Origin of the sequence: Leifsonia sp. Leaf336 (assembly GCF_001423695.1) — a bacterium.
In the GTDB taxonomy this organism is placed as follows: Bacteria; Actinomycetota; Actinomycetes; order Actinomycetales; family Microbacteriaceae; genus Leifsonia.
Map to the genome: position 1 here is coordinate 227,341 of NZ_LMOZ01000002.1, position 26,346 is coordinate 253,686.

Genomic DNA, 26,346 nt, shown 5'->3' on the forward strand with positions numbered 1-26,346 from the left:
TACCTCCTCCGTTACCTGCCTTTCACCGGTGTGTCGGCGCGGATCTCCTCCGTTACCGGTCGCTCGGGAGGTGCCTACTCGGCCACGCCCACGTACTCGGCGGCCTGATCGGCGCTCGCGAACCCGGCCTCGAGCCGTGCGCGCAGCGCCACCCCGAGCCCTGAATCGACGTTCGTCCAGTACTGGATCGCACGCTCGCGGATGTCCTCGCGGGTGACACCGCCCACGGCTCCCGCGATCGTGTCCAGGAACCGCTCCCTCGCCGCGTCGTCGTACACCTCGCGGTAGAGCGTGCCCGCCTGGCCGAAGTCGTCGTCCTCCGCGTGGAGCGTCGCCGCCGCGCGCACGAGTGCGCCGTCGGACTCCCACGATCCCTCGCCCGCCGCCGCGGCGGAGGCCGACGGGCCGCCGAACGAGTTGGGCGCGTACACGGGCGCTGACGCCGGCTTGAAGCCGTGACGCCCGGCGCCGTCCTGCGAGTAGTTGCGCACCGGCGCGACCGGCGCGTTGACCGGCAGCTCGTTGTAGTTGGTGCCGACCCGGTAGCGCTGGGCGTCCGGGTACGAGAACACGCGCGCCATCAGCATCTTGTCGGGGCTGATGTCGATGCCCGGGACGGTGTTGGCCGGCGAGAACGCCGCCTGCTCGATCTGAGCGAAGAAGTTCTCCGGGTTCTCGTTCAGCGTGTGCACGCCCACCTCGATGAGCGGGTAGTCGCTGTGAGGCCACACCTTGGTGAGGTCGAACGGGTTGAAGCGGTAGGTCTTCGCATCCTCGTAGGGCATGACCTGCACGCTCACCTTCCACGCCGGGAAGTCGCCGCGCTCGATGGCCTCGTAGAGGTCGCGACGGTAGTAGTCGGCGTCCTCGCCCGCGATCCGCTCGGCCTCGGCTCCGTGCATCTCCTCGTTGCCCTGCAGCGCGTGGAAGTGGTACTTGACCCAGAAGCGCTCGCCGGCCGCGTTGATCCACTGGTAGGTGTGGGAGCCGTAGCCGGGCATGGTCCGCCACGAGCGCGGGAGGCCGCGGTCGCCCATCAGGTAGGTGACCTGGTGCGCCGACTCCGGCGATAGCGTCCAGAAGTCCCACTGCATGTCGGCGTCGCGGAGGCCGGAACCGGGCAGGCGCTTCTGCGAGTGGATGAAGTCGGGGAACTTGATCCCGTCGCGGATGAAGAAGACGGGGGTGTTGTTGCCGACGATGTCGTAGTTGCCCTCGGTCGTGTAGAACTTCACCGAGAAGCCGCGCACGTCGCGCCAGGTGTCGGGGGAGCCCTGCTCGCCCGCGACCGACGAGAACCGCTGGACCGTGCGCGTGGTGGTGCCCGGCTGGAACACGGCGGCCTTGGTGTAGGCGGTCACGTCGCCGGTGACGACGAACTCGCCGAAGGCGCCCCCGCCCTTGGCGTGCACGATCCGCTCCGGGATCCGCTCGCGGTTGAACTGTGCGAGCTTCTCGACGAGGTAGCGGTCGTGGAGGGCGGTGACGCCGTCCTGTCCCGCCGTCAGCGAGTGGGCGTCGCTGCCGACCGGAGTGCCGGTCTGGGTGGTCGTGTGGTTCTGCGTCATGGGTCTCCTCATCTCATTCGGCGTGCGACGGGGCTTTCGTCGCGCGCTCCTGACAGGACGGGCACAGCCCCCAGAACGTGACCTCGGCCGTGTCGACCACGAATCCGCCGGCATCCGAGGGATGCAGGCAGGGCGCGTGGCCGACGACGCAGTCGACGTCGGCGACCGCACCGCACGACGTGCAGACGACGTGGTGGTGGTTGTCGCCGACGCGGCGCTCGTAGAGGGCCGGCGAGTGCGCCGGCTCGATCCGGCGGAGGAGGCCGGCGACCGTGAGGTCGCCGAGCACGTTGTGGACGTTCTGGACCGAGGTGCCGGGAAGTGCGGGTAACACCGCGCGGTACACCGATTCCGCATCCACGTGGGGGTGGGCGTCGAGCACGCGGAGGACGGCGAGCCGCCCTTGCGTCACACGGAGCCCGGACGCGCGGAGCGCATCCTCGTGCTGTGCCGTGTCCATGACCCCAACGCTATCGGCATAGTTTTGACTAACTCAAAACAGACCACATCCCGGGCGTGGCGGCGCCGGAGGGCTCAGCGCAGGATGGACTCCATCTTCTTGCCCCGTGCCACCTCGTCGACGAGCTTGTCCATATACCGCAACTGCTGCATCAGCGGATCGTCGATCTCCTCCACGCGGACGCCGCAGATGACTCCCGTGATGAGGGAGGCGCGCGGATTCGGCGCCGGCGCCTCCTCGAAGAAGGTCTGCAGGTCGACGCCCCGGTCGATCGCCGACCTCAGCCCTGTCTCGTCGTAGCCGGTCAACCAGTGCACCACGGTGTCGACGTCCCCAGCGCTGCGGCCCTTGCGCTCGACCTTGGCGACGTAGAGCGGATAGATGCTCGCGAAGCTCGAGGCGAAGATCCTGTGCATGCCGTCCAGGGTAGTCTTCGCGAGCCCCGCAGGCCCGTGGGGCCGTGACTTTCGTCCCGTATGCTTCCATGAGACATATCGGCGAGACGGAAAGACGGTTCCGATGACGCAGGAGTTCGACGTCGAGGCGCTGGGCGTCGGGCTGCGCGTCCGGGTCGCGGGGCTGACACGCCGCGACGTCCGCCGACTGCGCGCTCAATGGAGGCGGGTCTCCGGTCGCGGCGCGACAGCGGCGACGATCTCCGTCGTCGTCGGCGACGGTGTCGCGGGCGCCGACGTCCGGGGGAGGGACTTCGACGAGGTCAGCGTCGCGCTTCGGCAGGTGATCAACCTCCGCGCGATCGATCGCAGGCGCGAGGACCTCCTCATGTTCCACGCCGCGGGCCTGGCCGATCCGGCGACCGGTGACGTCATCGCCTTGATCGGGGCGTCGGGCGCGGGCAAGACGACAGTGGCGTCGTCGCTCGGGACGGCGCTGGGGTATGTGTCGGATGAAACCGTCGCCGTCGACGCCGTGGGCAGAGTGCACGCGTTCCCGAAGCCGCTCGCGGTCAAGCAGCGCCACGGCCTGAACAAGCGGATCGCCGGCCCCGACACGCTCGGGCTGCTGGAGGCGCACACGCCCCTCCGGCTCACGCGGCTCGCACTCCTCGACCGTCGCGATGAGAAGGTGGCCCCGACGATCACCACGGTCGGGCTCGAAGAGGCCCTTGTCCCGGTCATCGAGCAGACCAGCTACTTCGCCTCGCTTCCGAGTGCCCTTCAGCGCCTGGATGCTCTCGTCGAGGCCTCCGGCGGTGTTCACGTGATCCGCTATCACGACGCGGCCGACCTGGTCGAACCGGTGTCGGAGCTGCTGCGGCGACGCGGTGCGCACCTCCCGTTCCCGGGGATCGTCGAGCGCAGCGGGTCCGTGGCCGACGCCGACACCATCCCGCCCGGCTCGTACGGGCGGGCGGGTGTGGATGACTGGATCGAACTCGACGGCGACATGCTGGTCCTCCTCGGCGGTCAAATCTCGCGGCTCTCACCGCTCGGATCCGTGCTCTGGGCGGCGCTGCAGGCGCTGCAGGCGCCGCAGCCGCTGGAGGCGCTCGTCGCCGCTGCCGAGGCGGCCTTCGGCCCCGCCCCCGCCGGCTCCGCACGGGTCGTCGTCGAGGCCCTGCTCGATGAGCTCGTCGCCGCCGGGTTGGTCGTCGCCGGGCCGCTACCGCGAGCGTGAACGCAGGCGGGTCTCCTCGATGTCGAGCATCGACTGCGCCTCGCTGAGGATGCGAGACGGGTAGGCGCCGCGCGCACGCTCGAGCAGGAGCCGGTCGCGTTCGGCGTCGACCACGGCGAGCCGGAGCGTGCGATACACGTGATGCGGCCGGTTCTCCGGGGGAGCGTCGTAGAGCACGATGCGTTCCCAGGCCGCCTCGGCCCGCAGGTAGGTGGTCTGGCGTACCCGCTCGACCACCTCCGGGTCGACCGGTGCGGGCGTTCCGGCCGCGATCTCCGGGTCGTCGAGCACGGCGAGCCCCGCTTCGCTCAGGTCGTCGAGCAGCTGGGCGAGCAGCCTCCTGTCGTCTTTCACGTCGACGCCTTGCAACCCCAGCAGTTTGATCAGCCAGGGCAGGGTCCCGCCCTGGACCACGAGACTGACGACCGCGACGGTGAACGCGATGAGGATGAGTTGCGGCCGGTAGGGGATGGTGTCGGGCAGTGACTGCGCGGCTGCCAGTGTGACGACGCCGCGCATGCCGGACCAGCCCAGCACCACCCCTCCCCGCCAATCGATCGCCTCCTGACGGAATTCCTCGAGGTCGCTGCGATGACGCTCGTACCGCAGCTCGGCGCGCCGCTTGCGCTGGGACTGCCAGCGATAGCGCACCGGATGGTCACGGAAGTAGCTGATCAGCAGCCATTCCCGCAGGACCTGCTTCTCTGCCCGTTCGCCGCGTTTTCGGAGGAGGAAGATGAGTGGCCCGATCAGGATGAAGCGGATGACGACGAGGGAGGCCATGGCGATCAGGCCGATGCCCACGGCGTCCCACACGCTCAGGATCTCGGGGTGCTCGACATCGGCGATGAGCGTGCGCAGCTCGAGACCGATGAGCAGGAAGACGCCGTTCTCGAGCAGGAACTGGATGGTGCGCCAGTTGATCTGGTCGCTGATGCGGGCCTGGGCGCTGAATTGCCGGGGAGCGGCATGGCCGGTGTAGAGACCGGTGATGACGACCGCGAGCACGCCCGACCCGTGGAGCGCCTCCGTCGGCGCGAAGGCGGCGAACGGCACGACGACCGACAGCGCGGTGTCGAGCACGGGGTCGTTCAGCTTGGAGCGCACCCACACCGAGACGAAACCGACGACCAGGCCGATCGCAAGCGCGATGATGACGGCCGAGAAGAAGTCCAGAACGCCGTCGATCGGCGTCGCGAGGGCGCCGACCGCCGCCGCGAGGGCCGTGCGCAGCAGCACGAGAGCGGTGGCGTCGTTGACGAGCCCTTCGCCTTCGAGCACGGTCAGCAAGCGGGGCGGCAGGCCGAGCTTGCGGCCGATGGAGGTCGCCGCCACCGCGTCGGGCGGGCTGATGATCGCCCCGAGCGCGATCGCCGCCGCCAGGTTGAGGTCGGGGAGCATCGTGTAGAGCACGAAGCCGGAGGCGAACGCCGTCACGACGACCAGGAAGACGGAGAGCCCGGCGATCGGCGCGAGATTCCTGCGGAAGTCGGTGAGTGGCACGCTGATCGCAGCGGCGTAGAGAATCGGCGGCAGCAGCCCGTCGAGGATGATCTCCGGGGGGACCTCGATGTCCGGGACGCCGGGCAGCCCGGAGAGCGTGACTCCGACGATCACGAGGATGATGGGCGCGGCGACGCCGAGCTTGCGGGCGAAGGCGGCCACGCCGACGATCACCGCGACGGCGATCACCGCATAGACACCGAGCTCCATCCCTCAAGCCTAGGGAACGCGAGGGGTGAGTCTGAACGCTCTCTCAGAGTGACGGTGCGTCCGGAGTGCGGGCGCGGAGGCCGTCGATCGCCATCGCGACGACGCGATCGCGCTGCTCGTCGTCGTCGAACGCGACGCCGGCGATGCCGGACACCATGCGGATGACGTCGCCGATGGAGGCGTCGGGCCGCAGCTCGCCGGCCTCCTGGGCGCGGCGCACCAGCGGATCGCCGGCGTCGTAGAGCGAGGTGCGACAGCTGAGCAGGACGGGGGAGTCTTTGTTGAGTCCCTCGAGGAGCGCCTTCTTGGTGCCGACGTAGAGCAGGAACCGGCGCAGCCACGCCTGAACGGCCTCCCACGGCTCGAGGGAGGCGGCGTCCTCCGCTGCGCGCACAACGGCCTCCACCTCTTCGACGTAGACGGCCTCGACGAGGGCGTCGCGGGTGGGGAAGTTGCGGTACAGCGTGCCGATGCCGACCCCGGCGCGCCGCGCGATGTCCTCGAGGGAGGCGCCGGCGCCGTCGGCCGCGAACGCCTCGCGCGCGGCGGCGAGCAGCGCGTCGAAGTTGCGTCGGGCGTCGGCGCGCTGGGGCCGCGCGATGAGGGGGCGGGCGGTGTCGGTGCCGGTCACGGCAGTGGTCCCTTCCAGGGGTCGGAGAAACTGAGGGTTGCGAAGTGGAGGCACCCTCCGGTAATGTCTTATCCGTAACCGGAGGCGGCCTCCGATCGGAGCCTCCCTCCAATTGTAGCTCTCCCGCAGCCGAAAGTTCACCCGGTCGGCCACACGCCGACCTCCGCGTTCGAGCGTTGTCAGCCATCGAGTAGGAAGCCGTACCCCGTGTCTCGATCCCGTCCCTCCGCCACCTTCGCCGTTCTGGCTCTCAGTGTGGCCTCCTTCGCGACCCTCCAGTCGCTCGTCGTCCCGGTCCTTCCGGTCATCCAGCAGGACCTCCACACCACCACCGCCGGCGTCACCTGGACCATGACCGCGTGGCTGATCGCCGCCGCGGTCGCGACGCCGCTCCTCGGACGCGTCGGCGACCTCGTCGGCAAGCGCCGCGTCTTCGTGCTCGCGCTGCTGGCCGTGGCCGTCGGCAGCGTCATCGCCGCCGTCGCGCCCTCCATCGGCGTGCTCATCGCGGGCCGGATCGTGCAGGGTCTCGGCGGCGCCATGTTCCCGCTCGCCTTCGGCATCATCCGCGACGAGTTCCCGGCGCACCGACTGCCGTCGGCGATCGGCGCGATCGCGTCGATCATCGCCGTGGGCAGCGGGCTCGGAACGGTGCTCGCGGGTCCGCTCGCCGACCTCCTCAGCTGGCGCGGACTGTTCCTCGTTCCCGTCGCCCTGACCGTGACGGCCGCCGTACTGGCCCTCGTCATCGTCCCCGAGTCGCCCACCCGGGCGACCGGAGGCGTCAACCCGTGGTCGGCGGCGTTGCTCTCCGGCTGGCTCATCGCCCTCCTGCTGCCGCTCGGCACGGGCGCCCAGTGGGGCTGGTCGTCGCCGCAGGTGATCGGGCTGTTCGCCCTGGCCGCGCTGCTGCTGGCCTCCTGGGTCGTCGTCGAGCTGCGCTCACGGCACCCGCTGGTCGACATGCGGCTCATGCGCGAGCCCGGCGTGTGGTCCATGAACGCCGCGGCCGTCTTCATCGGGGCCGCCATGTTCGCGGTGTTCGCGTTCTTCCCGCGCTTCGTGCAGACCCCGACGGCGACCGGGTACGGGCTCGGCGCGAGCGTGGCCGAGTCCGGCCTCCTGATGCTGCCGATGCTCGTGACGATGGCGGTGACCGGCTTCGTGAGCGGACCGCTCGAACGCTGGCTGGGCTTCCGCACCCAGATCGTGATCGCCGCGGTCGTGATGGCGGCGGCGAGCCTGTCGCTCGCCTTCCTCCACGGCACGCTCTTCGCCGTCGCCGCGGCGTCCGGTGTGTTCGGGATCGGGCTCGGCCTGATCTACGCGGCGATCACCAGCGTCGTCGTGCAGAGCGTCCCCGCGACCCAGACCGGAATCGCGAGCGGCATGAACGCGAACCTCCGCACGGTCGGCTCGGCCATCGGCGCCGCCGTGATGACCGCGCTCGTGACCGGCACGATCGGCGCGGGAGGCCTCCCCGCCGAGTCGGGCTACACCGAGGGCTTCGCGACGGCCGGGGTGCTGGCCTTCGGAGCGGCGGTCGTGACGGTCGCGGCGGCGCTCGTGGTGCGCTCGCGCGCCGGTCGCGCGACCGCGGCCGCGGACCTGGCGGCCGTGGCCGGCCTCGCCCGGCTCGACGCCGAGGCCCGCGTCGCCGCGGCGGAGCCGCTCCGCGCGGCGCCCGCGGCAGAGCCGGCGGTCGTCGAGCCGCTGAGCGCGGCTCGTGCGGCCGACGTCGAGGCGGCCGAGATGGCCCGCCTCGTCGCGAAAGTGGAGGCCGAGGGGCCGCGCCCGGCCGTGACCACCTCCGCCGCCTAGCGTCGGCAACGGAGGAGATCCGCCCGGGCGACACCCCGGATCGCGGTGAACGGAGGAGATCGGTGCACGACGTGCGCCGATCTCCTCCCTTTGCTGCGTCAGGCTTACTGCGTAAGGGCTTACTGCGTCAGGGCTTACTGCGTCAGGGCTTACTGCGTCAGGCGCGGGCGGCGGCCTCGCTGCGCCAGCGCGCGAGCAGAGCCCACGGGTCGGGGACCCGCAGCGACGCGACGTGCGCGAGCAGCGCGTCGTCGGTCTCGAACCACTCCGTGCCGGGGATGCGCAGCGCGGCGAACTGCACATGCCTGAGCTGCTCGACAGCGCGGTCGCCGCGCTCGAACGCGAGCACTTCGTCGTGGGGGAGGCTCGCGAAGCGCTGCGCCGGGTTTGCCGAGGTGCCGATCTTGACGCGGTCGCGGAACCGCAGGTAATACACGACGTCCACACGGGCCGCCCTGGCGCCATCAGGTGGGAGCTCGCCCAGCCTCCACTCGCACACCGCGCACAGCCAGCCGGACGGGTAGCGGACGCCGAGCCTCGACCCGCAGAACGCGCAGGGCGACGGCAGCAGGTCCGTCTGGCCGTATTCGGCCTCCACCCACTCGTGCGCCTCGAGCAGGTGCGCGAGACACAGGGCGAGCGGCGCCCCGGGATGCGCGGGCGCGCTGCACAGGGAACATGGCGCTGTCACACGGCGACCGTACCTGCGGCCGCTGACAGAGGAGGCGCGACGCTCAGTGGCCCGTCCCCGCCAGCACCTCCCGCTGCCGCGCGCGGCCCGGGTCGGCGTAGTACTTCGCCCACCATGCGTCGGTCGGGTCGAGGCCCACCGCCGCCACCACTCCGCTCAGCGGCCCCGGCGTCGGCTCGTGCGGCTTCAGCGACAGCGTGTACCGGAACCGGTAGTGGTCGAACAGCCGCATGAACTCGGTGAGGTACGCCTCCGCCACCCCGCTGTCGCCGCGGATGATCAGCATGTTCTCGTCGTTGCCCGTGGTGGAGGCCACGCTGAAGTTCGCCGACCCCGTCACGACGATCGGGTCGTCGCCGAGCGGGTCGATCAGCAGGTACTTGCTGTGCACGTACTCCACGTTGGTGGAGAGCGGGTTCCGCATCTCCGCCACGAACCCGGCGAGTGCGTCGGCCGGGAGGAAGGCTCCGGCGACGATGGTCGTGTTCGGGTCGGTGACGGCGGCGGAGGCCTTGGCCGCCGCCTTCGCGTCCTCGAACAGCAGGTAGCGGAGCGCGGCGTGCGACCCCGGCAGGTCGTCGCCGAACCGCGAGTCGAGCGTGAACGGGAAGGTGCCGCAGGCGATCGTGCTCGCGCTGCCGAAGAGCGCCGCATACCGGTCGAGCGCGGTGGCGTGCGTGTGCGGGCTGAACACGACCGAGACCCCGCCGGGCCACTCGTCCGGGAGCGCGTCGTTCGCGTCCACCCAGTCGTTCAGCGCGCTGTACGGCGGGTCGCCGAGCAACTGCTGCCAGTACGCGAGGTACGCCGCCGCGACGGTCGGGTCGTCGATCGAGTGCCCGACATTCGACTGGCCGAAGACGCCGTTGGTGGTGACGTTCGTCGATCCTGTCCAGACCGCGACGGGCGCACCGGCGTGGGAGGCCACGATGAACTTGTTGTGCGGGATCCTCGCGTGCGCCCGCCACCGCGCGACGAGGTCGTCGATGCCCGCGGTGGTCACCGCGTCGTGGTTCTTCGGGTTGCCGTCGTCGACGATGAGCTGCACGGAGGCCCCGGCGTGCGCGGCGACGCCGAACGCGCCGAGCACCGCGGGCAGCTGGAACTCGTAGAACGACCCGTGCAGTTCCCAGCTCGCGTCCTGCGCCCTCCCGATGAACGCGAGGAGGGCCTCCTCGAGCCCGCGGGAGAGCCAGGTCCAGGCCGCGTTGTTGGGGACGTCCTGCGGCTCGGCGTTGTGGAAGCGCTCGGCGTAGGCCTGCGACGAGATGACCCCGCGGTTGAACCACACGCCCTGCTGCGCGGGCTGGGCCGTCGAGATCGGCAGGGTCACCGTCTCGCGGGAGGTCAGCACCTGGCCCGGCGTCCCCTCCAGACTGTGGACGATGTAGGTGTAGTCGTGGCCCTCCTTGGCGGTGTAATCGCCCCAGAGGAACGTCTGCAGGGGGTTCACGTCCGTCGTCCACGTGCCCGCCGGCGCCCCGGTGAACCGCAGCCGGTTGGGCAGCCAGCGGTGCTCACCCGCCGTGTGGTCGAGTCGTTCGATGCCGAAGCCGTGGACTCCCGGCATGGTCGCCTGGTCGTGGTCGATTCCGATCAGGACGACGTCGTTGCCGGCGATGGCCTGTGCGGACAACGGTCCGCTGCTGCTGGTGACTTTCATGAGTGCTCCCCGACGTCATCCCCCGCCCGGAGCATAGGAGGGTCGTGCGCCCCCGCACCACCCCTGCCCATCGCATGTCCCGCGGAGGAGCGCGAGCTTCCGTGACGCCGTGTTTCGCGGGCGAAACAGACGGTCACGCAGGCTCGACCGCTGTTGCGAACGGCCGCATCCTGGGCTGCATCCCGTCCCGCGTCCTCAGCAATCCCCGACCCGCTCCAGGAGATCCCATGCGTTCCCGTTCCCTCCGCACCCTCGCCGGCGCCGCCGTCGCGCTCAGCAGCGTGCTCGCCCTCGCCGCCTGCGCCGGCGGCTCGGACGCCGCGACCGGCGGCGGCCAGAAGGTCGACGGCGGCACCATCGTCTACGCCCACCAGCAGGAGCCCGCCTGCGTCTTCGGAGGCTGGATCGAGCAGGCGTACCTGTCGTATCAGGTGCTCGACAACCTCACCTCGCTCGACGAGAACCACAAGGTCGTCCCGTGGCTCGCCACCGCGTGGAAGCAGTCCGACGACGGGCTGACCTGGACCTTCACGCTCAAGAAGGGCGTGAAGTTCACCGACGGCACACCGCTCACCGCGGCGGCCGTCGCCTACAACTTCGACTACTGGGTCCAGGGCGGCAACAGCACCGCCAAGGTGTGGCTCGACGGCTACTACAAGTCGGCCCAGGCGATCGACGACCAGACCCTCCAGATCAACCTGAGCCACCCGTATCCACGGCTCGCGGACAACCTCTCGCAGGGCTACTTCGGCATCCAGTCGCAGCACGCGCTGCAGACCCGCACCAAGGAGCAGAACTGCGAGGCCCCGATCGGCTCCGGCGCGTTCACCGTCGACAAGTGGAACCGCGGCCAGGACATCATCCTGAAGAAGAACAAGGACTACACCTCGCCGCCCGCGAACGCCAAGCACACCGGCCCGGCCTACGTCGACACCATCGACTGGAAGTTCGTCGCCGATCCGACCACCCGCGTGGCCGCGCTGCAGGGAGGCCAGGTCGACGCGATCTACGACGTGCCCTCCGTGCAGTGGAGCGTGCTGAAGAGCGGTGGCTACCAGCTCGAGAAGTTCGTCACCCCCGGCCGCCCGCAGCAGATCTCGTTCAACACCGCGAAGGGCCCGTTCACCGACGAGAAGGTGCGCCAGGCGTTCGCCTACAGCCTCGACCGCCCCGAGATCGTGAACACGATCGGCCGCGGGGTCATCCCGTCGGAGGGCAACGGCGGCGTCAGCCAGGCGACCCCCGGCTACAGCCAGAAGGCCGCCGACTGGTACACCCAGGACGCGAAGAAGGCGAACGCCCTCCTCGATGCCGCCGGCTGGAGCCAGAAGAACAGCGACGGCGTCCGTGAGAAGGACGGCCAGGCGCTGACCGTGCGGCTGCCCTACGGCGCCGGCTCGATCATCAACGCCGACGGCGCTGCCATCCTGCAGGGCGTCAAGGAGCAGGCGAGCAAGGTCGGCTTCGACGTCAAGCTGATTCCGGTGCCGCAGAGCGAGTTCTTCTCGGGCAAGTACTCCGGGCCGGACGCCTACGACCTCCAGGCCGGCTACTGGACCTCCGTCACGGCGGGCATCCTCTACATCAACTGGAGGCCGTCCACCGCCGACGACCCGAACTTCAGCAACAGCGCCTTCTACAACGACCCGGTGCTCGCCCAGTACATCCTCGACGGCAACTCCGCGGCGACGATCGAGCAGCAGAACGCCGACTACCAGAAGGCGCAGGACTACATCGCGCAGCACGCCCTCTCGATCGGCGTCTACGACCGGCTGAGCACGCTCGCCGTGTCGCCGAAGCTGCACGGCGTCTGGCAGGAGCACGCACAGGGAGGGCCGACGTTCTATGACGCCTATCTCACCAAGTAGGGCTGCCTCACCACGTGAGCTCCAGGCCGCAGCCGTGGCCGAGGCCGGGGCGGTCGTCACGACCGTCCGGCCCCGGCGCGGGCGGGCGGTGGTCCTCACCGTCCTGAAGAAGGTGGGGGCGGCGGCCGTGGTGCTCTGGGGCGCGGCGACGGTGGCGTTCTTCGCCCAGCTCGCGCTCCCGGGCGACCGGGCGACGACCATCCTCAACATCCGCGCCGGCCAGGTGCAGCTGCGCACGCCGGCGGAGCTCGAGCAGATCCGCGCGCAGTACGGCCTGACCCGGCCGGTCATCGTGCAGTACCTCGACTACCTCCGCGGACTGGTCAGCGGCGACTTCGGCGACTCGTATCAGCAGTACCGGCCGGTCACCGCGATCATCGGCGAGCAGCTCGGCAGCACCGTCACCCTCTCGCTCACCGCGATCGCGCTGGCCTGGGTGATCATGGTCGTCTGGGTCACGCTGACCGCCGGCCGCGGCCCGCGGGTCGGCGCACTCGGCTCGACCGTGGACGTCGTGACCGCCGGGCTGCCCGCCTACTGGCTCGGCATCATCCTGCTGCTCGTCTTCGGGCTGGGGCTGCGCTGGTTCCCGATCATCAGCGGCTCGGCGCCCAACGGCATCGTGCTGCCCGCGCTCACGCTCGCCATCCCGCTCGCCGGCTTCATGGCGCAGAGCGTGCGCACCGAGTTCGAGCGCTCGCTCGACCAGCCGTTCGTGCTCTCGGCCCGGATGCGCGGCATGGGGGAGTGGGGCATCCGCCTGCGTCACGTCCTGCGGCACGCGGTGATCCCCGCGGTCACGCTCTCCGGGTGGGCGCTCGGCGCCACGCTGTCGGGCGCCGTGATCGTGGAGTCGATCTTCTCCCGCCCGGGCATCGGCTCCGTACTGGTCACCGCCGTCAACTCGCAGGATCTGCCGGTCGTCACCGGGATCGTGACCCTGGTCGCCGTGGTCTACGTGGCTGCGAACCTCATCGTGGACGTCGTCTACACCGTGATCGACCCCCGGTTGGAGCTGTCATGACCTCCCTCACCAGCGCGTCGCCGAAACGGACGGGCGGCGCACCCGCGGTCCGGCAGTCCGCGGCCTCCCGACTCGCCCGCGCGCCGTGGGGCCTGTACCTCGCGATCGCGTTCGCGGCCCTCCTGCTCGTGGCGGTGATCGCGCCGCAGCTCCTCACGACGCACCTCCCGACCGCCATCGATTACGGCGCCGCGCTGCAGCCGCCGAGTTGGGCGCACCCGTTCGGAACCGACGAGTCGGGCCGCGACCTCTACACCCGCATCGTTTGGGGTGCGCGCGACTCGCTCACCATCGGCGTGGGAGCCGCTGCCGTGAGCATCGGTCTCGCCTTGATCCTCGGCACGCTCGCCGCGCTCGGCGTCAAGCCCGTCGCCCTGGTCGTTGACCGCTTCGTGGAGATCCTGTTCACCTTCCCCGCCCTCCTGCTGGCGCTGCTGCTCATCGCCATCGCGGGGCCGAGCGCGGCGACGCAGGTGCTCGCCGTCGGAGTCGGCACCGCGCCCGGGTATGCGCGCATGATCCGCGGCCAGATCCTCGGCGCGCGCAACTCGGGCTATGTGGAGGCCGCGACCGCCCTCGGCCACTCGCGCTGGCGGATCGTGCGCGCACACATCCTCCCGAACGCGCTGCGGCCGCTGGTCGCCGTGTTCGCGCTGTCGATCGGTCAGTCCATCGTGTGGGCGTCGAGCCTCTCGTTCCTCGGTCTCGGCGTCGCGCCGCCCGCCTCCGAGTGGGGCGCCCTGCTCGACGCGGGGCGCGCCTACCTCACCACGGCCTGGTGGCTCGTCGTCGTCCCGGGTCTCGTCATCGTCGCCGTCGCGCTCGCCGCGACCACCATCGGCCGGTACATCCAGGCGCGCCTGGAGAAGGGGGAGCGATCGTGAGCATCGCCGAGCAGAGCACTGCGGAGGACGTCGGCGCCAACGAACTGGGCGAGCTCGACTGGCCCGCCGTCCGCCTCCGGGTGCGCAACCTCCGCGCCGGCTTCACCGTCGACGGTGTGCACAGGCCCATCGTGTCCGGGGTGAGCTTCGACCTGCTGCCCGGCCAGTGCGTCGCGATCGTGGGCGAGTCGGGCTCGGGCAAGTCGGTCACCGCACGCAGCCTGGTCGGCCTTGCCGGCCGCAACGCCACGGTGGATGCCGACGCGCTGGAGCTGCACCACGAGGACGCGCGCGCCTTCACCGCGCGGCAGTGGCGGCGCGTGCGCGGTCGGGACGTCGGCTTCGTGCTGCAGGACGCCCTCGTCTCGCTCGACCCGCTGCGACCCGTGGGCAAGGAGATCGCCGAGGCGCTGCGCCTGCACCGCTGGGGGAACCGGGCGGCGCGGAAGGCCCGGGTGCTGGAACTGCTGGAGCGGGTGGGGGTGCCCGCCCCGGCGGTGCGCGCCCGCCAGCGTCCCGACCAGCTCTCGGGCGGGCTCCGGCAGCGGGCGCTGATCGCCTCCGCGATCGCGCTCGACCCCGACATCGTGATCGCCGACGAGCCGACGACGGCGCTCGACGTGACCGTGCAGGCTCAGGTGCTCGCGCAGCTGGAGGCCATGAAGGAGCGCGGCGCCTCCATCATCCTGATCAGCCACGACCTGTCCGTCGTCGCGCGCCTCTCCGACCACATCCTGGTGATGCGCGGCGGGGAGGTGCTCGAGCAGGGGCCGGCCGAGCGGGTGCTCGCCGCGCCGGAGAACGCGTACACGCGCGCACTCATCGCCGCCGCGCCCGGCGAGGCGACGCGGGGACGCGCGCTCACGCCCGGCGCACCCGATCCGGCGCCGCGCCTGCCTATCGGCGAGCCGGTGCTGGAGGCGCGCGACCTCGTCAAGCGCTTCCACACCTCCGACGGCACCGTGACCCGTGCGGTCGACGGCGTCTCGTTCACGCTGCACGCGGGGGAGACGCTCGGCATCGTGGGCGAGTCGGGCTCAGGCAAGAGCACGACCGCCAAGCTCGCCCTTGGCCTGGAGCACCTCGACGCGGGCGACGTGCGCTTGCTCGGGCACGAGTGGTCGTCGCTCCCGGAGGCGCGCCGCCGCGCGCTGCGCCGCCGCATCTCGGTCGTCTACCAGGACCCGCTGAGCTCGTTCGACCCGCGCTGGACCGTCGAGCGCATCCTGCTCGACGCCCTCCGCGCGGAGCCGTTCGCGGGCTCCGCCGAGCGGGACGCCCGCGTGCTCGAACTCCTGGCGCAGGTCGGCCTGAGCGCGGAGGTGCTGCCTCGGTTCCCGTTGCGGCTCTCGGGAGGCCAGCGGCAGCGGGTCGCGATCGCCCGCGCCCTGGCGCCGCGACCCGACGTGATCGTGCTCGACGAGGCCGTCTCGGCGCTCGACGTGACCATCCAGGCGCAGATCCTCGACCTCCTCGTCGCTCTGCAGCGGGAGTCGGGGGCCGCGTACCTCTTCATCTCGCACGACCTCGGCGTCATCAGCCACCTCAGCGACCGCGTGCTGGTGATGAAGGACGGCCGCGTGGTCGAGGAGGGCACAGCCGAAGACGTCTTCGAGCGCCCGCAGCAGCCGTACACTCGTGATCTGATCGCCGCGATCCCGGAGTTCGCCCCGGGCCTCGACAGCACCACCCGCGACACCCCGGAAGGCACCGACGCATGACCACCGAACCCAAGCAGCTCTTCGTCAACCTGTTCGAGATGGCGTGCGTGAGCCACATCACGCACGGGCTGTGGCCGCTTCCCGGCAACAACCGCGAGCGCTTCGCCGACCTCGACTACTGGCTGGAGCTCGCGCAGCTGCTGGAGCACGGCGGCTTCGACGGCATCTTCCTCGCCGACGTCATCGGCGCGTACGACGTGTTCCGCGGCGGCCCCGAGACCGCGCTGCGGGAGGGCCTCCAGAGCCCGAACCTCGACCCGCTGCTGCTCGTGCCGGCGATGGCTGCAGTGACCGAGCGCCTGGGCTTCGGCGTCACCTTCTCGACCACGTACGAGCCGCCGTTCGCGTTCGCCCGCCGCATGTCGACCCTCGACCACCTCACCAAGGGGAGGATCGGGTGGAACATCGTGACCTCGTACCTCCCCAACGCCGCCCGCAACTTCGGGCTCGACGACGAGGTGCCGCACGACGAGCGCTACCGCCGGGCTGAGGAGTACCTCGACGTGCTCTACAAGCTGTGGGAGGGCTCCTGGGACGACGACGCCGTCATCGCCGACCGCGAGGCGCGCGTCTTCACCGACCCCTCCAAGGTGCGGTACATCGACCACGTCGGCGAGCGGCACCGCGTCGCCGGGCCGCACATCGTGCACCCGTCGCCGCAACGCACGCCCGTGCTGTTCCAGGCGACCGGGTCGCCTGCAGGCATCGAGTTCGCCGGCCGGCACGCCGAGGTCGTCTTCACCGGCGGCCGCACGAGCGAGGAATTCCGCCGCAACGCCGACGGGATGCGCGACGCCGCCGAACGGCACGACCGGCAACGCGACGACGTCAAGTTCATCGCGATGGCGGGCGTGATCGTCGGGCGCACGACCGAGGAGGCCGAAGACAAGTGGAGGCTGTACCAGCAGCACTCCAGCCTCGACGGCATCCTCGCGCACAGCAGCCTCCCGGTCGATCTGACGGCGTTCCCGCGCGACATCACCGTGCGGGAGGCCCTGGCGCGAGCGGAGTTCCCGGCGGAGCGGGTGCCGTTCCTCCCGCTGGACAAGACCGTGGGCCAGGCACTCGACTTCGTGAAGAACGGCCGGGACGACCGCTTCCTGGTGGTCGGCGATGCGAAGACGGTGGCCGACGAGATCGAGCGCTGGCTCGACGAGGACGGCCTGGACGGCATCAACCTGCGCCAGTACCACTCGTTCGAGACGGCGCGCGACTTCGCCGACCTGGTCATCCCCGAGCTGCGCCGCCGCGGCCGGTTGCCGCAGGAGGGCGAGCGGTCGGCCACGCTGCGCGAGCGCCTCTTCGGCGACGGCCGCAACCGACTCCCCGAGCGGCACCCAGCCGCCCGCTACCGCGGCGGCGCGAACCTCCACGAGCCTGCGCTGGATGCGGCGCTGCCCGCACGCTGACGCCGAGGCCGAAAGGCGCGGAAAGGCGCGCGAAACAGCGTCGCGGCGCACGGTGCCTGCGTGATCGCACGCTAGGTTGAGGGAATGCGTGCGAGGGAGGGCCGGGCGGGGGCAGGCGCGCGCCGGCAACGGTCGTTCTGGCTGCAGCGCAGCAGGGCCCAGCGCGGAACCCTCGTCGCGACCGGTCTCGTCATCGTGGTGGTCGCCGCGCTCGCGAGCGTGATGTCCGGGCTCGCGTTCCGGTCGCCGACCGCCGCTGTGCGGGCCACCCTCGCCGACGAGCCGGCAGCCGTGACCTCCCTGGCGCTGGAGTCGTCTGCGCTGTCCGATCTGACGGCGCAGGACGCGGAGGTCCGCCGTGTTCTCGCACACCGCTTCGAGCGGCTGCCGGTGAGTGTCGCCGGCGCCTTCTCCGCTCCGCAGGTCCCCGTGGTGGGAGGCGGCACAGCGCTGCTCCTCGTGGCCGGCGACGACCTCCACTCGCGCGTCGTCGTGTCCGGAGGCCGCTGGCCCGACGCGAGCGGCCAGGCCGCCGTCGACGAGGCCTTCGCGCGCGCCCATTCGCTCCGCGTCGGCGACCGGCTGCAGCTGCAGGGCGGTTCGGCGCCGGTCCCGGTGGAGGTGACCGGCCTGTGGCGGCCCACCGATCCGTCCGCGCCCGCCTGGCTCGGCCTGACCGACGGTCAGGCCGGAACGGACGGCCGGGTCGTCGTGGATGCGGCGACCGCGAGTGCGGCGAGCGACGGCCTTACCGGCAGCTGGGTTGTGACGCCCGACGCCCGGCGGGCGACCGCTGCCCAGCTCCCGCGCCTCCACCATGCCCTGGCGGGCGCGGCCGGCGAGCTGAGCGGCGACTCGACGGCGGGCAGCAGTCCGTTCTCCGCCGAGGGCGACGCGACGGCGACGGTCGCGGCGATGCAGCGTTCGGTCGTCGCTCTGCACGCCGTCATCCCGGTTCCGCTCGCCGTGCTCGCCGCCTGTTCGGCGATCGCCCTCGTGCTGCTCGCCCAGCTGCTGGCCGGCGCCCGGAGGGTCGAGACGCGACTGCTGCGATCGCGCGGTGTCACCATCCCGACCCTCGCCGGGGCGACGGCCGTCGAATCCGGCATCGTCGCTGTGCTCGCGACGATCGTCGGCACTGCCGCGGCCCAGGTCGTCCTCCTGGTCACGGTCGCTCCGCCCTCCCAGGCGCTCGACATGCTGCTGCCGCCGCTGCTGACCGTCGCGATGGCGGTCCTCGCGTCGACGCTCACGGTCGTCTTCTCCGCGCGCGCCGCCTCTGATTCTCCGGGGGCGGTGGAGGCCGGGCGCGGCCGGGTCGTCGTGTCGGGAGGCCTCACCGTGCTGGCGGTCATCGCCGCGGCGGTGACACTGTGGCGCTTCGTGGCGTTCGGACCGGCCGTCGGCGGCGGATCCGACGCGGTCGATCCCACCGGGGTGGTCGCGCCCGCGGCGGTGCTGTGCGCGATCGCGCTGATCGGCCTCCTGCTGTTCGGGCCGGTCTCGGCCGCCGTCGAGCGCGTCGCCGGGCGTGGCCGCGGTGTCGCCGGTGTGCTGCCCGCCCGCCAGGTGGGTCGCGGTGTCGCGCTTTTCGCCGGACCGGTCGCGCTCATCGTGCTCGCGGTCGGCTCGCTGACGTTCGCCGCCGGCTACGCCGGGACGTTCACCGGCTTCCTGCGCGACTCCGCCCTGCTGGTGAACGGCGCGGCCGTGCGCACCGATCTCGGGGTGAGCGGGAGCCCGCACGGCCCGGCCGACACCTCCGGAGCCGCGAGCTTGGCCACCGTGCCCGGGGTGACGGCGGTCTCGCCCGCGATCGTCGACGACGGGACGGTCGGCGACTCCGACATCGCGGTGGTCGCCGCGAACGCCGGCGAGCTGTCGACACTGCTGCCGATCGGCGGTTACCTGCTCGACACGGGCGACCTATCGCGCCGCCTGCAGGTGAAGGGCGCTCTCGCGGGAGCCGAGCTCCCGGCGGGCTCGCACACGCTGACCGCGCACGCCGCGGTGACAGCCGGCGTGGGTGACGCCGTCGCGGCCGGTGGTACCGCGTGGCTGGCGACCTCCACCGGGGAGGTGGTGCCGGTGACCGGGACCGTCGTGCCGTCGGCCGCCCCCGCCACGATCACCTTCCCGCTCCCGGCTGGCGCCACCCGCCTCGTCGCGCTCGACGTGGCTCTGGAGGCTCCGGACGGCGCCGTCGACCTCGGCCTGCGGGTGGCCGGCCTCCCGCGCGGCGCCGGCAGCTGGGTCTCTGCACCCGCGGCCTTCGGTTCATCGGGCGCGTTCCGCGACGATGGCCCGCTGGGGGCGCGCGGCGCCTCGCTCACCGGGGACGCGTCGGTGCGGTTCGTGCCGCGCGGCGCGTCCGCACTCCCGCTCGCGGTCACCACCGCGCTCGCGCAGGACAACGCGCTCCAGGTGGGTCAGCGCATCGAGGTGCGCAGTGCGGTCGGCGACCTCCAGGGGCGGGTCGCGGCGATCGTGCCCGCGCTCCCCGGCACCTCGGCGGAGCGCGCCGTTTTCGCCGACCTGCCCGCGCTCACCGCCGAGCTGCTGCGGTCGTCGGCCTCGGTCTCGAGGGCCTCCTCCGTGTGGCTGGCCACCGACGGCGCCGCGGATGCCGGTACCGTAGCCGACGCCGTGCGCGCGAAGGTCGGCCCCGACGCCTCCGTGAGCACGGCCTCCGGCGCCTTCGTCGCCCGGTTCCTCGGAGGGGCCGTCATCAGCACCTGGCTGGGTGCGGCGGGGTGCGCGCTGCTGGCCGTCGCGGCGGTGGTCGCGGCGATCACCGCGGCGCTCCGCCGCCGGCGCGGGGAGGTCGTCGTGCTGCGCGCGGTCGGTCTCTCCGGTCGACAGCAGGCGTGGGCGCGACGGCTGGAGGTCATCGGCGTCGCCTGCGCGGCCGGTGTCTTCGGCCTCCTCGGCGGCGTCGTGGTCGTGCTGCTCGTCGGCAACACGCTCGCCCGCCTCTCGGTCGTCACCGCGCCGCCGACGCTGTCGGTGCAGGGCAGGGTCGACCCGGTCGGGATGACCCTCGGGGTGGTCGCGCTGGTGGCAGCCCTCGCCGTCGCGGTCTGGGGCTACGGCGCCGGCGTACGGCGCCAGGCCGCCGACACCGCGTACCGGGAGGAGACCCGATGACGCCCGACTCCCGCCCGACCACGTCCCGCGCCTCGCGCCTCACCGACGCCGGCCTCGCACTGCGCGCCCTGACGGCGTTCCGCGGCGGCCTCCTGCTGCTCGCGGCGGTCACGGTGGTCGTCACCATTGCGCTCGCCGCCTGGCCGCGAGTGGCAGGCGGCCTGCTCACAGCCGAGTTGCGGCACGAGCTGACCCAGGCCGGCGCGGGCGGGCGCGACCTGACGACGACCATCCGCACCGGAACCTTCACCGCGGGGCCGATCCTCGATCCCGCCGCGGTCTGGCGCGGCCTCCCCGGCATCGCGACGTCGGTGCACGCAGCGCTGAAGCCGCCGCTCCGTCAGGTCACCGGCCCGGGCGAGTCGGCCATGAGGAGCACCGACGTCTCCATCGAGCCTCCATCGGACGCCGCTGCCAACAGCCGGTTCAGCGTCGGCGTCGAGGCGTACCGGGGCCTGCGTGCGCAGGCGAGACTCGTGGAGGGAGCCTGGCCGGCGCCCGTCGCCGGCGTGTCGACCGGCGGCGCCGTCGTGGAGGTCGTGATCACCCGCGACGCCGCGAAGCTCCTGGGCTGGACTCTCGGCGGCGAGCGGCGTACCGCCACCGAGGGCGGCCTCCGTCTGAAGCTGGTCGGGATCGTCGCGCCGAAGGACGCCGCCGCCGATTTCTGGAGTCTGGACGCCGTCCGCACCCGCGGTCACTTCGTCGACGGCGGCGACTCCGGCAAGCAGTTCGGGGCGATCGTGTGGCTGGACGCCGGTTCGTGGCCGACGGTCGCGCCGGCGTTCGACGCGGCCGTCGCGTCGCTGTGGTTCCCGGTGCGGCCGGCGGCGTTCGAGGTCGACGACCTGACGGCCGTGCGGAGCGCCCTCGGCGGTTTCCTCGCCCTCCCGCCCGTGGCGTCGGTCGCCGGCGTGCCCGTTCCGCTCACCTTCAGCACCAGCCTTCAGGGGCCGCTCGACGGCTTCCAGAGCCGCGCGCAGCCGGCCGAAACGCTCTTCGCGATCCTCGCGGCCGGCCCGCTCGTCGTCGCTCTGACGGTCCTCGCGCTGGGCGCCCGTCTCGTGGTCGCCCGCCGCAGGGAGGCGCTCGCGCTCATGGCTGCGCGCGGAGCGTCGCCCGGCCGGTTGCGGGGGAGTCTCGCGCTCGACGGCGCGCTGGCCTCCGTTCCGGCGTCGATCGTCGGGCTCGCGATCGCGTTCGCCGTGACGCCGGGCGCGACGCCGGTACTGCTGCCCGTGCTGCTCGCCGCGCTCTGCGCGCTGGCGCCGCCGGTCGCGCTCGTGCTCGCCGCCGGCTCGCTGGCGCCTCGTCCCGTGGCGCCGCCCGCCCGGTCACGGTGGGCATGGGTCGCCGAGGTCACGGTGGTCGGCCTGGCGGTGCTCAGCGTGGTGTTGCTGGCGCGCCGCGGACTCTCGGCCTCCGGCGGGGGTCTGGAGGTCGACCCGCTCGTCGCGCTCACCCCCGTGCTCGTCGCACTGGCCGCGTGCGTGCTCGTGCTGCGCGTGACGGTCGTCCCGCTCGGCTGGCTCGCCGGGGTGTTCCGTCGCGGACGGGGAGCCGTCGCCTTCCTCGGCGCGTCCGGCGCGCGCGGAACCGGAGCCCGCGGCGGCCGCGGCGCCGTGCTCTGGCCGGTGTTCGCGCTGGTAGCCGGCGTGAGCATCGCCCTGTTCTCGGTGAGCGTGCTGGCCACCTCGCGCGACGGCCTCGACCAGGGCGCGCGTGCCAGGATCGGCTCCGACCTGTCACTGACGGCGGCCTCCTCCTTGAGCGGCGACCAGCTGGCCGCGGTGAAACGCATCTCGGGCGTCGCGGCCACTGCGACGGTCGACTGGGCGGGCGGCATCACGATCACCGCCGGAGGCACCGGGGAGGTCGTCTCCGGGTACCTCGTCGACCCGAAGCAGCTGGAGGCCGTCCAGCGCGACCTCCCGGCCTCCGCCCGGCTCGCGACGCTGCTGACCGGCGGGATGCCCGGGCGCACAGGGGCGGTGCTCGGCGGGTGGGAGAGCCGCATCCCGGTCACGAGCGCCCTCATCGTCGGCCAGGGCACGAACGTGCACCTCGCTGTCACCGAGCTCGACTTCGCGCCGGGCGTCTACGTGCGCGACAGCCGCTGGGCGATCGTCGACCGCTCGACGCTGCCGCCCTCGAGCGGGGTCACCGGCTCCCCGCAGACGGTGCTGGTCGCGCTGGCGCCCGGCGCCGACGCGGCACGCGTGCACGCCGGGCTCGCCCGCATCGGCGGATCGGGCGCCCTGGTGGGCGACGCGGTCGCCGAGCGCGCGGCTCTCCGTGCCTCCCCACTGGTGGCGGGCACCGAGGCGATCGCGCTGCTCTCGATCGCGCTGACGGTACTGCTGTGCGTCGCGGCGCTGGTGCTCACGCTGGTGATGAACACCGCTGCCCGCGTCCGGCTGGTGGCGACGCTGCGCACGGTCGGCTTCAGCGCGCGGCAGACCGCCGGAGTGCTCGCCTGGGAGCTCGGTCCCGTGCTCGTCATCGGTCTCGTCGCCGGCGCGGTCGTCGGGCTGATGCTGCCGGGGATCGTGCTCGGCCCGCTCGATCTCCGCGGTTTCACCGGAAGCCCGGTTCAGCCCGAGGTCGCCGGAGACCCATGGCTGAGCGCCGCCGCGCTCGCCGGATTCGCGGCCGTCGCGGCGGTCGCCACGCTCGTGGCCCTCGCGGGGGCGCGCCGCTCGTCGCCGGCCGCCGTGCTGCGGGCGGCCGGAGACCTTCCGTCGACAGGAGGACAATGACCAGGATGACGACGCAGGAGACCCTTCCCGCAGCGGCCGTCGCGCCGGACGCGACCGCCGAGCGCCGTCCGGACGCCGTGCGCGCCGACGCCGCGATCCGCTGCTCCGACCTCGTGCGCATCTTCACCGCCGACGGCGTGGAGGTCCAGGCGCTGCAGGGCCTGACCCTGAGCGTCGACAGCGGGGAGCTCGTCGCGATCGTCGGCGCCTCCGGCTCCGGCAAGTCGACGCTTCTCGGCATCCTGTCGGGCCTCGACAAGCCGACCGCCGGGTCGGTGACCGTCGCCGGCCGCGACCTCCTCACCCTGTCGTCGCGCGAGCGCGTCGACTACCGGCGCCGCACGGTCGGCTTCGTCTGGCAGCAGACCTCCCGCAACCTCCTCGGCTACCTCACCGCGCGCGAGAACCTGGCTCTGGCGATGTCGCTGGGCCGCACGCCTGGCCGGGAGAGCCGCTCGAGCGAGCTCCTCGATCTCTTGGAGGTCGACCACTGCGCCGACCGCACGCCGGCCGAGATGTCCGGCGGCGAGCAGCAGCGCGTCGCCATCGCCGTCGGGCTCGCCAACGAGCCGCGCGTGCTGCTGGCCGACGAGCCGACGGGCGAGCTCGACGAGGCGACGAGTGCCGAAGTTCTGGAGGCCATGCGCGGCGTCAACCGCGAGCTCGGCGTGACGACGCTGATCGTCACCCACGACCCCACCGTGTCCGATCACGTCGCCCGCACGGTGCAGATCCGCGACGGCCGCACGGCGACGGAGGTCCTCCGCCGCACCGGCGTCACGGCCGAGGGTGACGAGCACACGATCGCCGAGGAGTACGCCGTCCTCGACCGGGTCGGCCGCCTCCAGCTCCCGCAGGAGTACCTGACCACCCTCGGGATGCGCGAGCGCGTGCGACTCGCCCTCGAGGCTGACCACGTCGGGGTCTGGCCGCACGTCCGGCCGGATGCGGACCCGACCCCGAACGCGCCGAAGACCTCGACCCGGCAGGAGGCCGCCGATGACGAGCGTTGAGACCGTGGCCGAGCAGGCGCAGCCGTCGCCCGACGGGCCGCTGCTGGTCGCCGCCGGCGTCAGCCGCGTGTTCGAGACCGCGGCGGGGCCGGTGGTCGCGCTCGCCGAGGCGACGCTCGACGTCCACCGCGGCGAGCTGGTGGTGATCAAGGGCCGCTCGGGCTCCGGCAAGACGACCTTGCTCAACGTGCTCAGCGGGCTCGACCGGCCGACCTCGGGGCGGGTCGTGGTCGACGGCGTGGAGGTCGGGACGGCCGACGAGGCCGCTCTCGTCGCTCTGCGTCAGCGCAGCGTCGGGTTCGTATTCCAGTCGTTCGGCCTCATCCCCGTCCTCTCGGCGGCGGAGAACGTGGAAGTGCCGCTGCGACTGCTCGGCACTCCACCCGCCGAGCGCGACGCTCGCGTCGCCGAGCTGCTCGATCGGGTGGGCCTGGCGGCACACGCGCGGCAGCGGCCGACCGAGCTCTCCGGCGGCCAGCAGCAGCGCGTCGGAATCGCCCGCGCGCTCGCTGCCGACCCTCCGCTCCTCTTCGCCGACGAGCCGACCGGGCAGCTGGACAGCGTGACCGGGCGGCAGATCATGGACCTCCTGGTCGAGCTCGTGCACGGCAGCGGCGTGGCCGCCGTAGTGACGACGCACGACCCGCTGCTGATGGCGCGCGCGGATCGCGTGCTGGAGCTGCACGACGGCCGGCTCGGCGCCGGTGCGCCGCGCCGCGGCCGTCATGCGGCGGAGGTCTGAGGGCTGCTCGCCGTGACACGTGCGGCCCTGCGGCGCTGCTGCCGCCGCGTGAGGGCGACGAAGGTGAGGTAGACGCCCAGGAACGCCTCCCACACGATCTCCGGCAGCGTCGCGACCGCGGAGACCGTCGATCCCTGGGTCCAGAGACCGAAGAGCACGCCGACGCCCGAGAGCGCCACGAGCGAGCCGCCGACGATCCCGACGATCGCCATTGGTCGCGGCACCAGCCCCGAGTGCAGCAGCAGCCAGCCGAGCAGCACGCCGTTGCCGAGGCCGGCGACGAAGCCGGGGCCGAGGAGGAACGTCCAGTTGCGGAGGGCGACGAGCGGGTTCGCCGACACCGTGACGGCCTCCTGGTCGCCGAGCGCTGCGGCCCGGAGCCTCAGCGTCACGACCGTCAGCACGCACAGCATCCCCACCGCGATGAAGACGCACTCCATGATGCGCGCGACCACGTAGGCGAGCGCGAACCCCTCGGCCCGGCGGCGGAGGATCGGGTAGAGCGCGAGAGCCGTGCCCAGATTCGCGACGATCAGCACGACTTCGCAGAGGATGCCGAGCACCACGCGCGCGTCCGCGCCGGCGCCGAGCACGTAGCCGGGATCGTCGAGCACCGGGGCGTAGAGCTGCACGCCGGCGATGGCGGAGACGAATGTGACGAGGAAGAGGACGCCGGCGGTGAGCACGCGACGGCGATCGGCGGGCTGGTGTTCGGTGGACATATGTTCGGTGGGCTGTTGTTGGGTGGACATGGTGGCCTCGGTTCGGGTGGAGCGGGCTAGGATGGTGTACGCCGTACACCTGCACGATAGGTGTACACCGTACACCTTGTCAATACCCGTCCTCCCGTCACCATCCACGCCGAAGGGAAGCGCCATGTCCGAGCCCGCTCGCCCACGCCTGACCCGCGATGCTGTCCTGCGCCGCGCGCTCGAGCGTGCCGACGCCGTCGGCCTCGACGCCCTCTCGATGCGTTCGCTCGCCTCCGAGCTGGGCGTCGTGCCGATGGCGCTCTACAAGCACGTCGCGAACAAGGACGAGCTCGTCGACGGGATGGTCGACCTGGTCTGGGCGGAGGTCGAGCCGCCGGCCGGCGCCACCTGGCGCGAGGCGATGCGCGCTCGGGCGGTGTCCCTTCGGGGGGCGCTGCGGCGTCATCCGTGGGCGGTCGGCCTGATGGAGTCGCGGATCCGCCCCGGGCCCGCCAACCTCGCCGCGCACAACGCGATGATGGGCTGCCTGCGCGAGGCCGGCTACCCCTTCCGCACCACCGTGCACGTCACCTCGGTGCTCGACGCCTACGTGTACGGGTTCGCCCTGCAGGAGAAGACCCTCCCGTTCGACACCCCGGAGGAGTCGGGGAAGGTGGCGGCCGAGAAGGAGCAGTCGGTACCTCCCGAGCTGGCGCAGTACTTCCCGTACCTCGTGGAGGTCGTCGCCGAGCTCGCGCAGGCGGGCTACGACTACGACGAGGAGTTCGCCACGGGCCTCGACCTCATCCTCGACGGAGTCGAGCGCCGCTGGCCGTAGTCGTCGCCAGATCTGCCGCAAATGTTGCGCTAGGCGCCGGTGCCCATCGCCACATTCGGCGCAA

General features: G+C 72.2%; 20 protein-coding genes. 12 read left to right on the top strand and 8 right to left on the bottom strand.

From position 1 onward, the window contains the following. Positions 1-74: 74 nt before the first annotated feature. The 3 genes from ASF88_RS10035 to ASF88_RS10045 form a co-directional block, all read right to left on the bottom strand. Positions 75-1,568 (bottom strand): catalase, encoded by a 1,494-nt coding sequence (locus tag ASF88_RS10035; RefSeq protein ID WP_055917517.1) that lies wholly within the window; start codon positions 1,566-1,568, stop codon positions 75-77. A 13-nt stretch (positions 1,569-1,581) separates the two neighbouring features. Further along, positions 1,582-2,028, bottom strand: a complete 447-nt coding sequence (locus tag ASF88_RS10040; protein ID WP_055917520.1) for a Fur family transcriptional regulator — start codon at positions 2,026-2,028, stop codon at positions 1,582-1,584. 74 nt (positions 2,029-2,102) lie between these two features. Further along, positions 2,103-2,444 carry a DUF2200 domain-containing protein gene (locus tag ASF88_RS10045; protein ID WP_055917523.1) on the bottom strand — a complete coding sequence of 114 codons (342 nt, stop codon included), beginning with the start codon at positions 2,442-2,444 and terminating at the stop codon, positions 2,103-2,105. Between the two features lie 103 nt (positions 2,445-2,547). Here ASF88_RS10045 and ASF88_RS10050 point away from each other — a divergent pair, with 103 nt between their 5' ends. Next, on the top strand, positions 2,548-3,666 hold the full coding sequence (locus ASF88_RS10050) for a hypothetical protein (protein ID WP_055917525.1): 1,119 nt from the start codon (positions 2,548-2,550) through the stop codon (positions 3,664-3,666). Here ASF88_RS10050 and ASF88_RS10055 read toward each other — a convergent pair. Together ASF88_RS10055 and ASF88_RS10060 are read right to left on the bottom strand one after the other, a co-directional pair. After that, positions 3,652-5,379 carry a cation:proton antiporter gene (locus tag ASF88_RS10055; RefSeq protein ID WP_055917529.1) on the bottom strand — a complete coding sequence of 576 codons (1,728 nt, stop codon included), beginning with the start codon at positions 5,377-5,379 and terminating at the stop codon, positions 3,652-3,654. The two genes, ASF88_RS10050 and ASF88_RS10055, sit on opposite strands and share 15 nt — an antisense overlap. A gap of 43 nt (positions 5,380-5,422) precedes the next feature. Next, the gene (locus ASF88_RS10060; RefSeq protein ID WP_055917532.1) at positions 5,423-6,010 is read right to left on the bottom strand and encodes a TetR/AcrR family transcriptional regulator; all 588 of its coding nucleotides are present in this window, start codon (positions 6,008-6,010) and stop codon (positions 5,423-5,425) included. 207 nt (positions 6,011-6,217) lie between these two features. Between ASF88_RS10060 and ASF88_RS10065 the strand changes: the two genes are divergently transcribed. Beyond that, positions 6,218-7,831, top strand: a complete 1,614-nt coding sequence (locus ASF88_RS10065) for an MFS transporter (RefSeq protein ID WP_055917535.1) — start codon at positions 6,218-6,220, stop codon at positions 7,829-7,831. Between the two features lie 157 nt (positions 7,832-7,988). Here ASF88_RS10065 and ASF88_RS10070 read toward each other — a convergent pair whose 3' ends face one another. Continuing rightward, positions 7,989-8,522, bottom strand: a complete 534-nt coding sequence (locus ASF88_RS10070; RefSeq protein WP_055917539.1) for a GIY-YIG nuclease family protein — start codon at positions 8,520-8,522, stop codon at positions 7,989-7,991. A 43-nt stretch (positions 8,523-8,565) separates the two neighbouring features. Next, entirely contained in the window at positions 8,566-10,185 is a 1,620-nt protein-coding gene (locus ASF88_RS10075) for a phospholipase D-like domain-containing protein (protein WP_055917546.1), read from the bottom strand. A 227-nt stretch (positions 10,186-10,412) separates the two neighbouring features. Here ASF88_RS10075 and ASF88_RS10080 point away from each other — a divergent pair, with 227 nt between their 5' ends. From ASF88_RS10080 to ASF88_RS10120, 9 genes are all read left to right on the top strand, one after another. After that, positions 10,413-12,053 carry an ABC transporter substrate-binding protein gene (locus tag ASF88_RS10080; protein ID WP_055917549.1) on the top strand — a complete coding sequence of 547 codons (1,641 nt, stop codon included), beginning with the start codon at positions 10,413-10,415 and terminating at the stop codon, positions 12,051-12,053. Between the two features lie 34 nt (positions 12,054-12,087). Next, positions 12,088-13,077, top strand: a complete 990-nt coding sequence (locus ASF88_RS10085) for an ABC transporter permease (RefSeq protein WP_055917552.1) — start codon at positions 12,088-12,090, stop codon at positions 13,075-13,077. Beyond that, on the top strand, positions 13,074-13,961 hold the full coding sequence (locus ASF88_RS10090) for an ABC transporter permease (RefSeq protein ID WP_055917555.1): 888 nt from the start codon (positions 13,074-13,076) through the stop codon (positions 13,959-13,961). The genes ASF88_RS10085 and ASF88_RS10090 overlap by 4 nt, the downstream gene beginning before the upstream one ends. Next, a complete protein-coding gene (locus ASF88_RS10095) occupies positions 13,958-15,682 on the top strand; it encodes a dipeptide ABC transporter ATP-binding protein (RefSeq protein WP_082518888.1) in 1,725 nt (574 codons plus the stop codon). The genes ASF88_RS10090 and ASF88_RS10095 overlap by 4 nt, the downstream gene beginning before the upstream one ends. Then, positions 15,679-17,091, top strand: a complete 1,413-nt coding sequence (locus ASF88_RS10100) for an NtaA/DmoA family FMN-dependent monooxygenase (protein ID WP_055917558.1) — start codon at positions 15,679-15,681, stop codon at positions 17,089-17,091. The genes ASF88_RS10095 and ASF88_RS10100 overlap by 4 nt, the downstream gene beginning before the upstream one ends. A gap of 84 nt (positions 17,092-17,175) precedes the next feature. Next, the gene (locus ASF88_RS10105) at positions 17,176-20,238 is read left to right on the top strand and encodes an FtsX-like permease family protein (RefSeq protein ID WP_055917561.1); all 3,063 of its coding nucleotides are present in this window, start codon (positions 17,176-17,178) and stop codon (positions 20,236-20,238) included. Continuing rightward, positions 20,235-22,997 carry an FtsX-like permease family protein gene (locus ASF88_RS10110; protein ID WP_055917564.1) on the top strand — a complete coding sequence of 921 codons (2,763 nt, stop codon included), beginning with the start codon at positions 20,235-20,237 and terminating at the stop codon, positions 22,995-22,997. The genes ASF88_RS10105 and ASF88_RS10110 overlap by 4 nt, the downstream gene beginning before the upstream one ends. Before the next feature lie 5 nt (positions 22,998-23,002). Next, positions 23,003-24,010, top strand: a complete 1,008-nt coding sequence (locus ASF88_RS10115) for an ABC transporter ATP-binding protein (RefSeq protein ID WP_157498303.1) — start codon at positions 23,003-23,005, stop codon at positions 24,008-24,010. Further along, complete coding sequence (locus ASF88_RS10120; protein WP_055917567.1) at positions 23,997-24,752, top strand: ABC transporter ATP-binding protein; 756 nt, start codon at positions 23,997-23,999, stop codon at positions 24,750-24,752. The genes ASF88_RS10115 and ASF88_RS10120 overlap by 14 nt, the downstream gene beginning before the upstream one ends. On the opposite strand, the gene ASF88_RS10125 is transcribed toward ASF88_RS10120, so the two are convergent. Beyond that, positions 24,734-25,474 carry a DUF4386 domain-containing protein gene (locus tag ASF88_RS10125; RefSeq protein WP_055917570.1) on the bottom strand — a complete coding sequence of 247 codons (741 nt, stop codon included), beginning with the start codon at positions 25,472-25,474 and terminating at the stop codon, positions 24,734-24,736. The genes ASF88_RS10120 and ASF88_RS10125 overlap by 19 nt on opposite strands. Before the next feature lie 154 nt (positions 25,475-25,628). Between ASF88_RS10125 and ASF88_RS10130 the strand changes: the two genes are divergently transcribed. Beyond that, positions 25,629-26,282, top strand: coding sequence for a TetR/AcrR family transcriptional regulator (locus tag ASF88_RS10130; RefSeq protein ID WP_055917573.1), 654 nt, complete (start codon positions 25,629-25,631; stop codon positions 26,280-26,282). Positions 26,283-26,346: the final 64 nt, after the last annotated feature.

Coding starts and splice junctions, on each gene's coding strand:
- ASF88_RS10035 (WP_055917517.1), bottom strand. CDS start 1,568: ATGACGCAGAACCACACGACCACCCAGACCGGCACTCCGGTCGGCAGC.
- ASF88_RS10040 (WP_055917520.1), bottom strand. CDS start 2,028: ATGGACACGGCACAGCACGAGGATGCGCTCCGCGCGTCCGGGCTCCGT.
- ASF88_RS10045 (WP_055917523.1), bottom strand. CDS start 2,444: ATGCACAGGATCTTCGCCTCGAGCTTCGCGAGCATCTATCCGCTCTAC.
- ASF88_RS10050 (WP_055917525.1), top strand. CDS start 2,548: ATGACGCAGGAGTTCGACGTCGAGGCGCTGGGCGTCGGGCTGCGCGTC.
- ASF88_RS10055 (WP_055917529.1), bottom strand. CDS start 5,379: ATGGAGCTCGGTGTCTATGCGGTGATCGCCGTCGCGGTGATCGTCGGC.
- ASF88_RS10075 (WP_055917546.1), bottom strand. CDS start 10,185: ATGAAAGTCACCAGCAGCAGCGGACCGTTGTCCGCACAGGCCATCGCC.
- ASF88_RS10080 (WP_055917549.1), top strand. CDS start 10,413: ATGCGTTCCCGTTCCCTCCGCACCCTCGCCGGCGCCGCCGTCGCGCTC.
- ASF88_RS10090 (WP_055917555.1), top strand. CDS start 13,074: ATGACCTCCCTCACCAGCGCGTCGCCGAAACGGACGGGCGGCGCACCC.
- ASF88_RS10100 (WP_055917558.1), top strand. CDS start 15,679: ATGACCACCGAACCCAAGCAGCTCTTCGTCAACCTGTTCGAGATGGCG.
- ASF88_RS10105 (WP_055917561.1), top strand. CDS start 17,176: ATGCGTGCGAGGGAGGGCCGGGCGGGGGCAGGCGCGCGCCGGCAACGG.
- ASF88_RS10110 (WP_055917564.1), top strand. CDS start 20,235: ATGACGCCCGACTCCCGCCCGACCACGTCCCGCGCCTCGCGCCTCACC.
- ASF88_RS10115 (WP_157498303.1), top strand. CDS start 23,003: ATGACGACGCAGGAGACCCTTCCCGCAGCGGCCGTCGCGCCGGACGCG.
- ASF88_RS10120 (WP_055917567.1), top strand. CDS start 23,997: ATGACGAGCGTTGAGACCGTGGCCGAGCAGGCGCAGCCGTCGCCCGAC.
- ASF88_RS10125 (WP_055917570.1), bottom strand. CDS start 25,474: ATGTCCACCGAACACCAGCCCGCCGATCGCCGTCGCGTGCTCACCGCC.
- ASF88_RS10130 (WP_055917573.1), top strand. CDS start 25,629: ATGTCCGAGCCCGCTCGCCCACGCCTGACCCGCGATGCTGTCCTGCGC.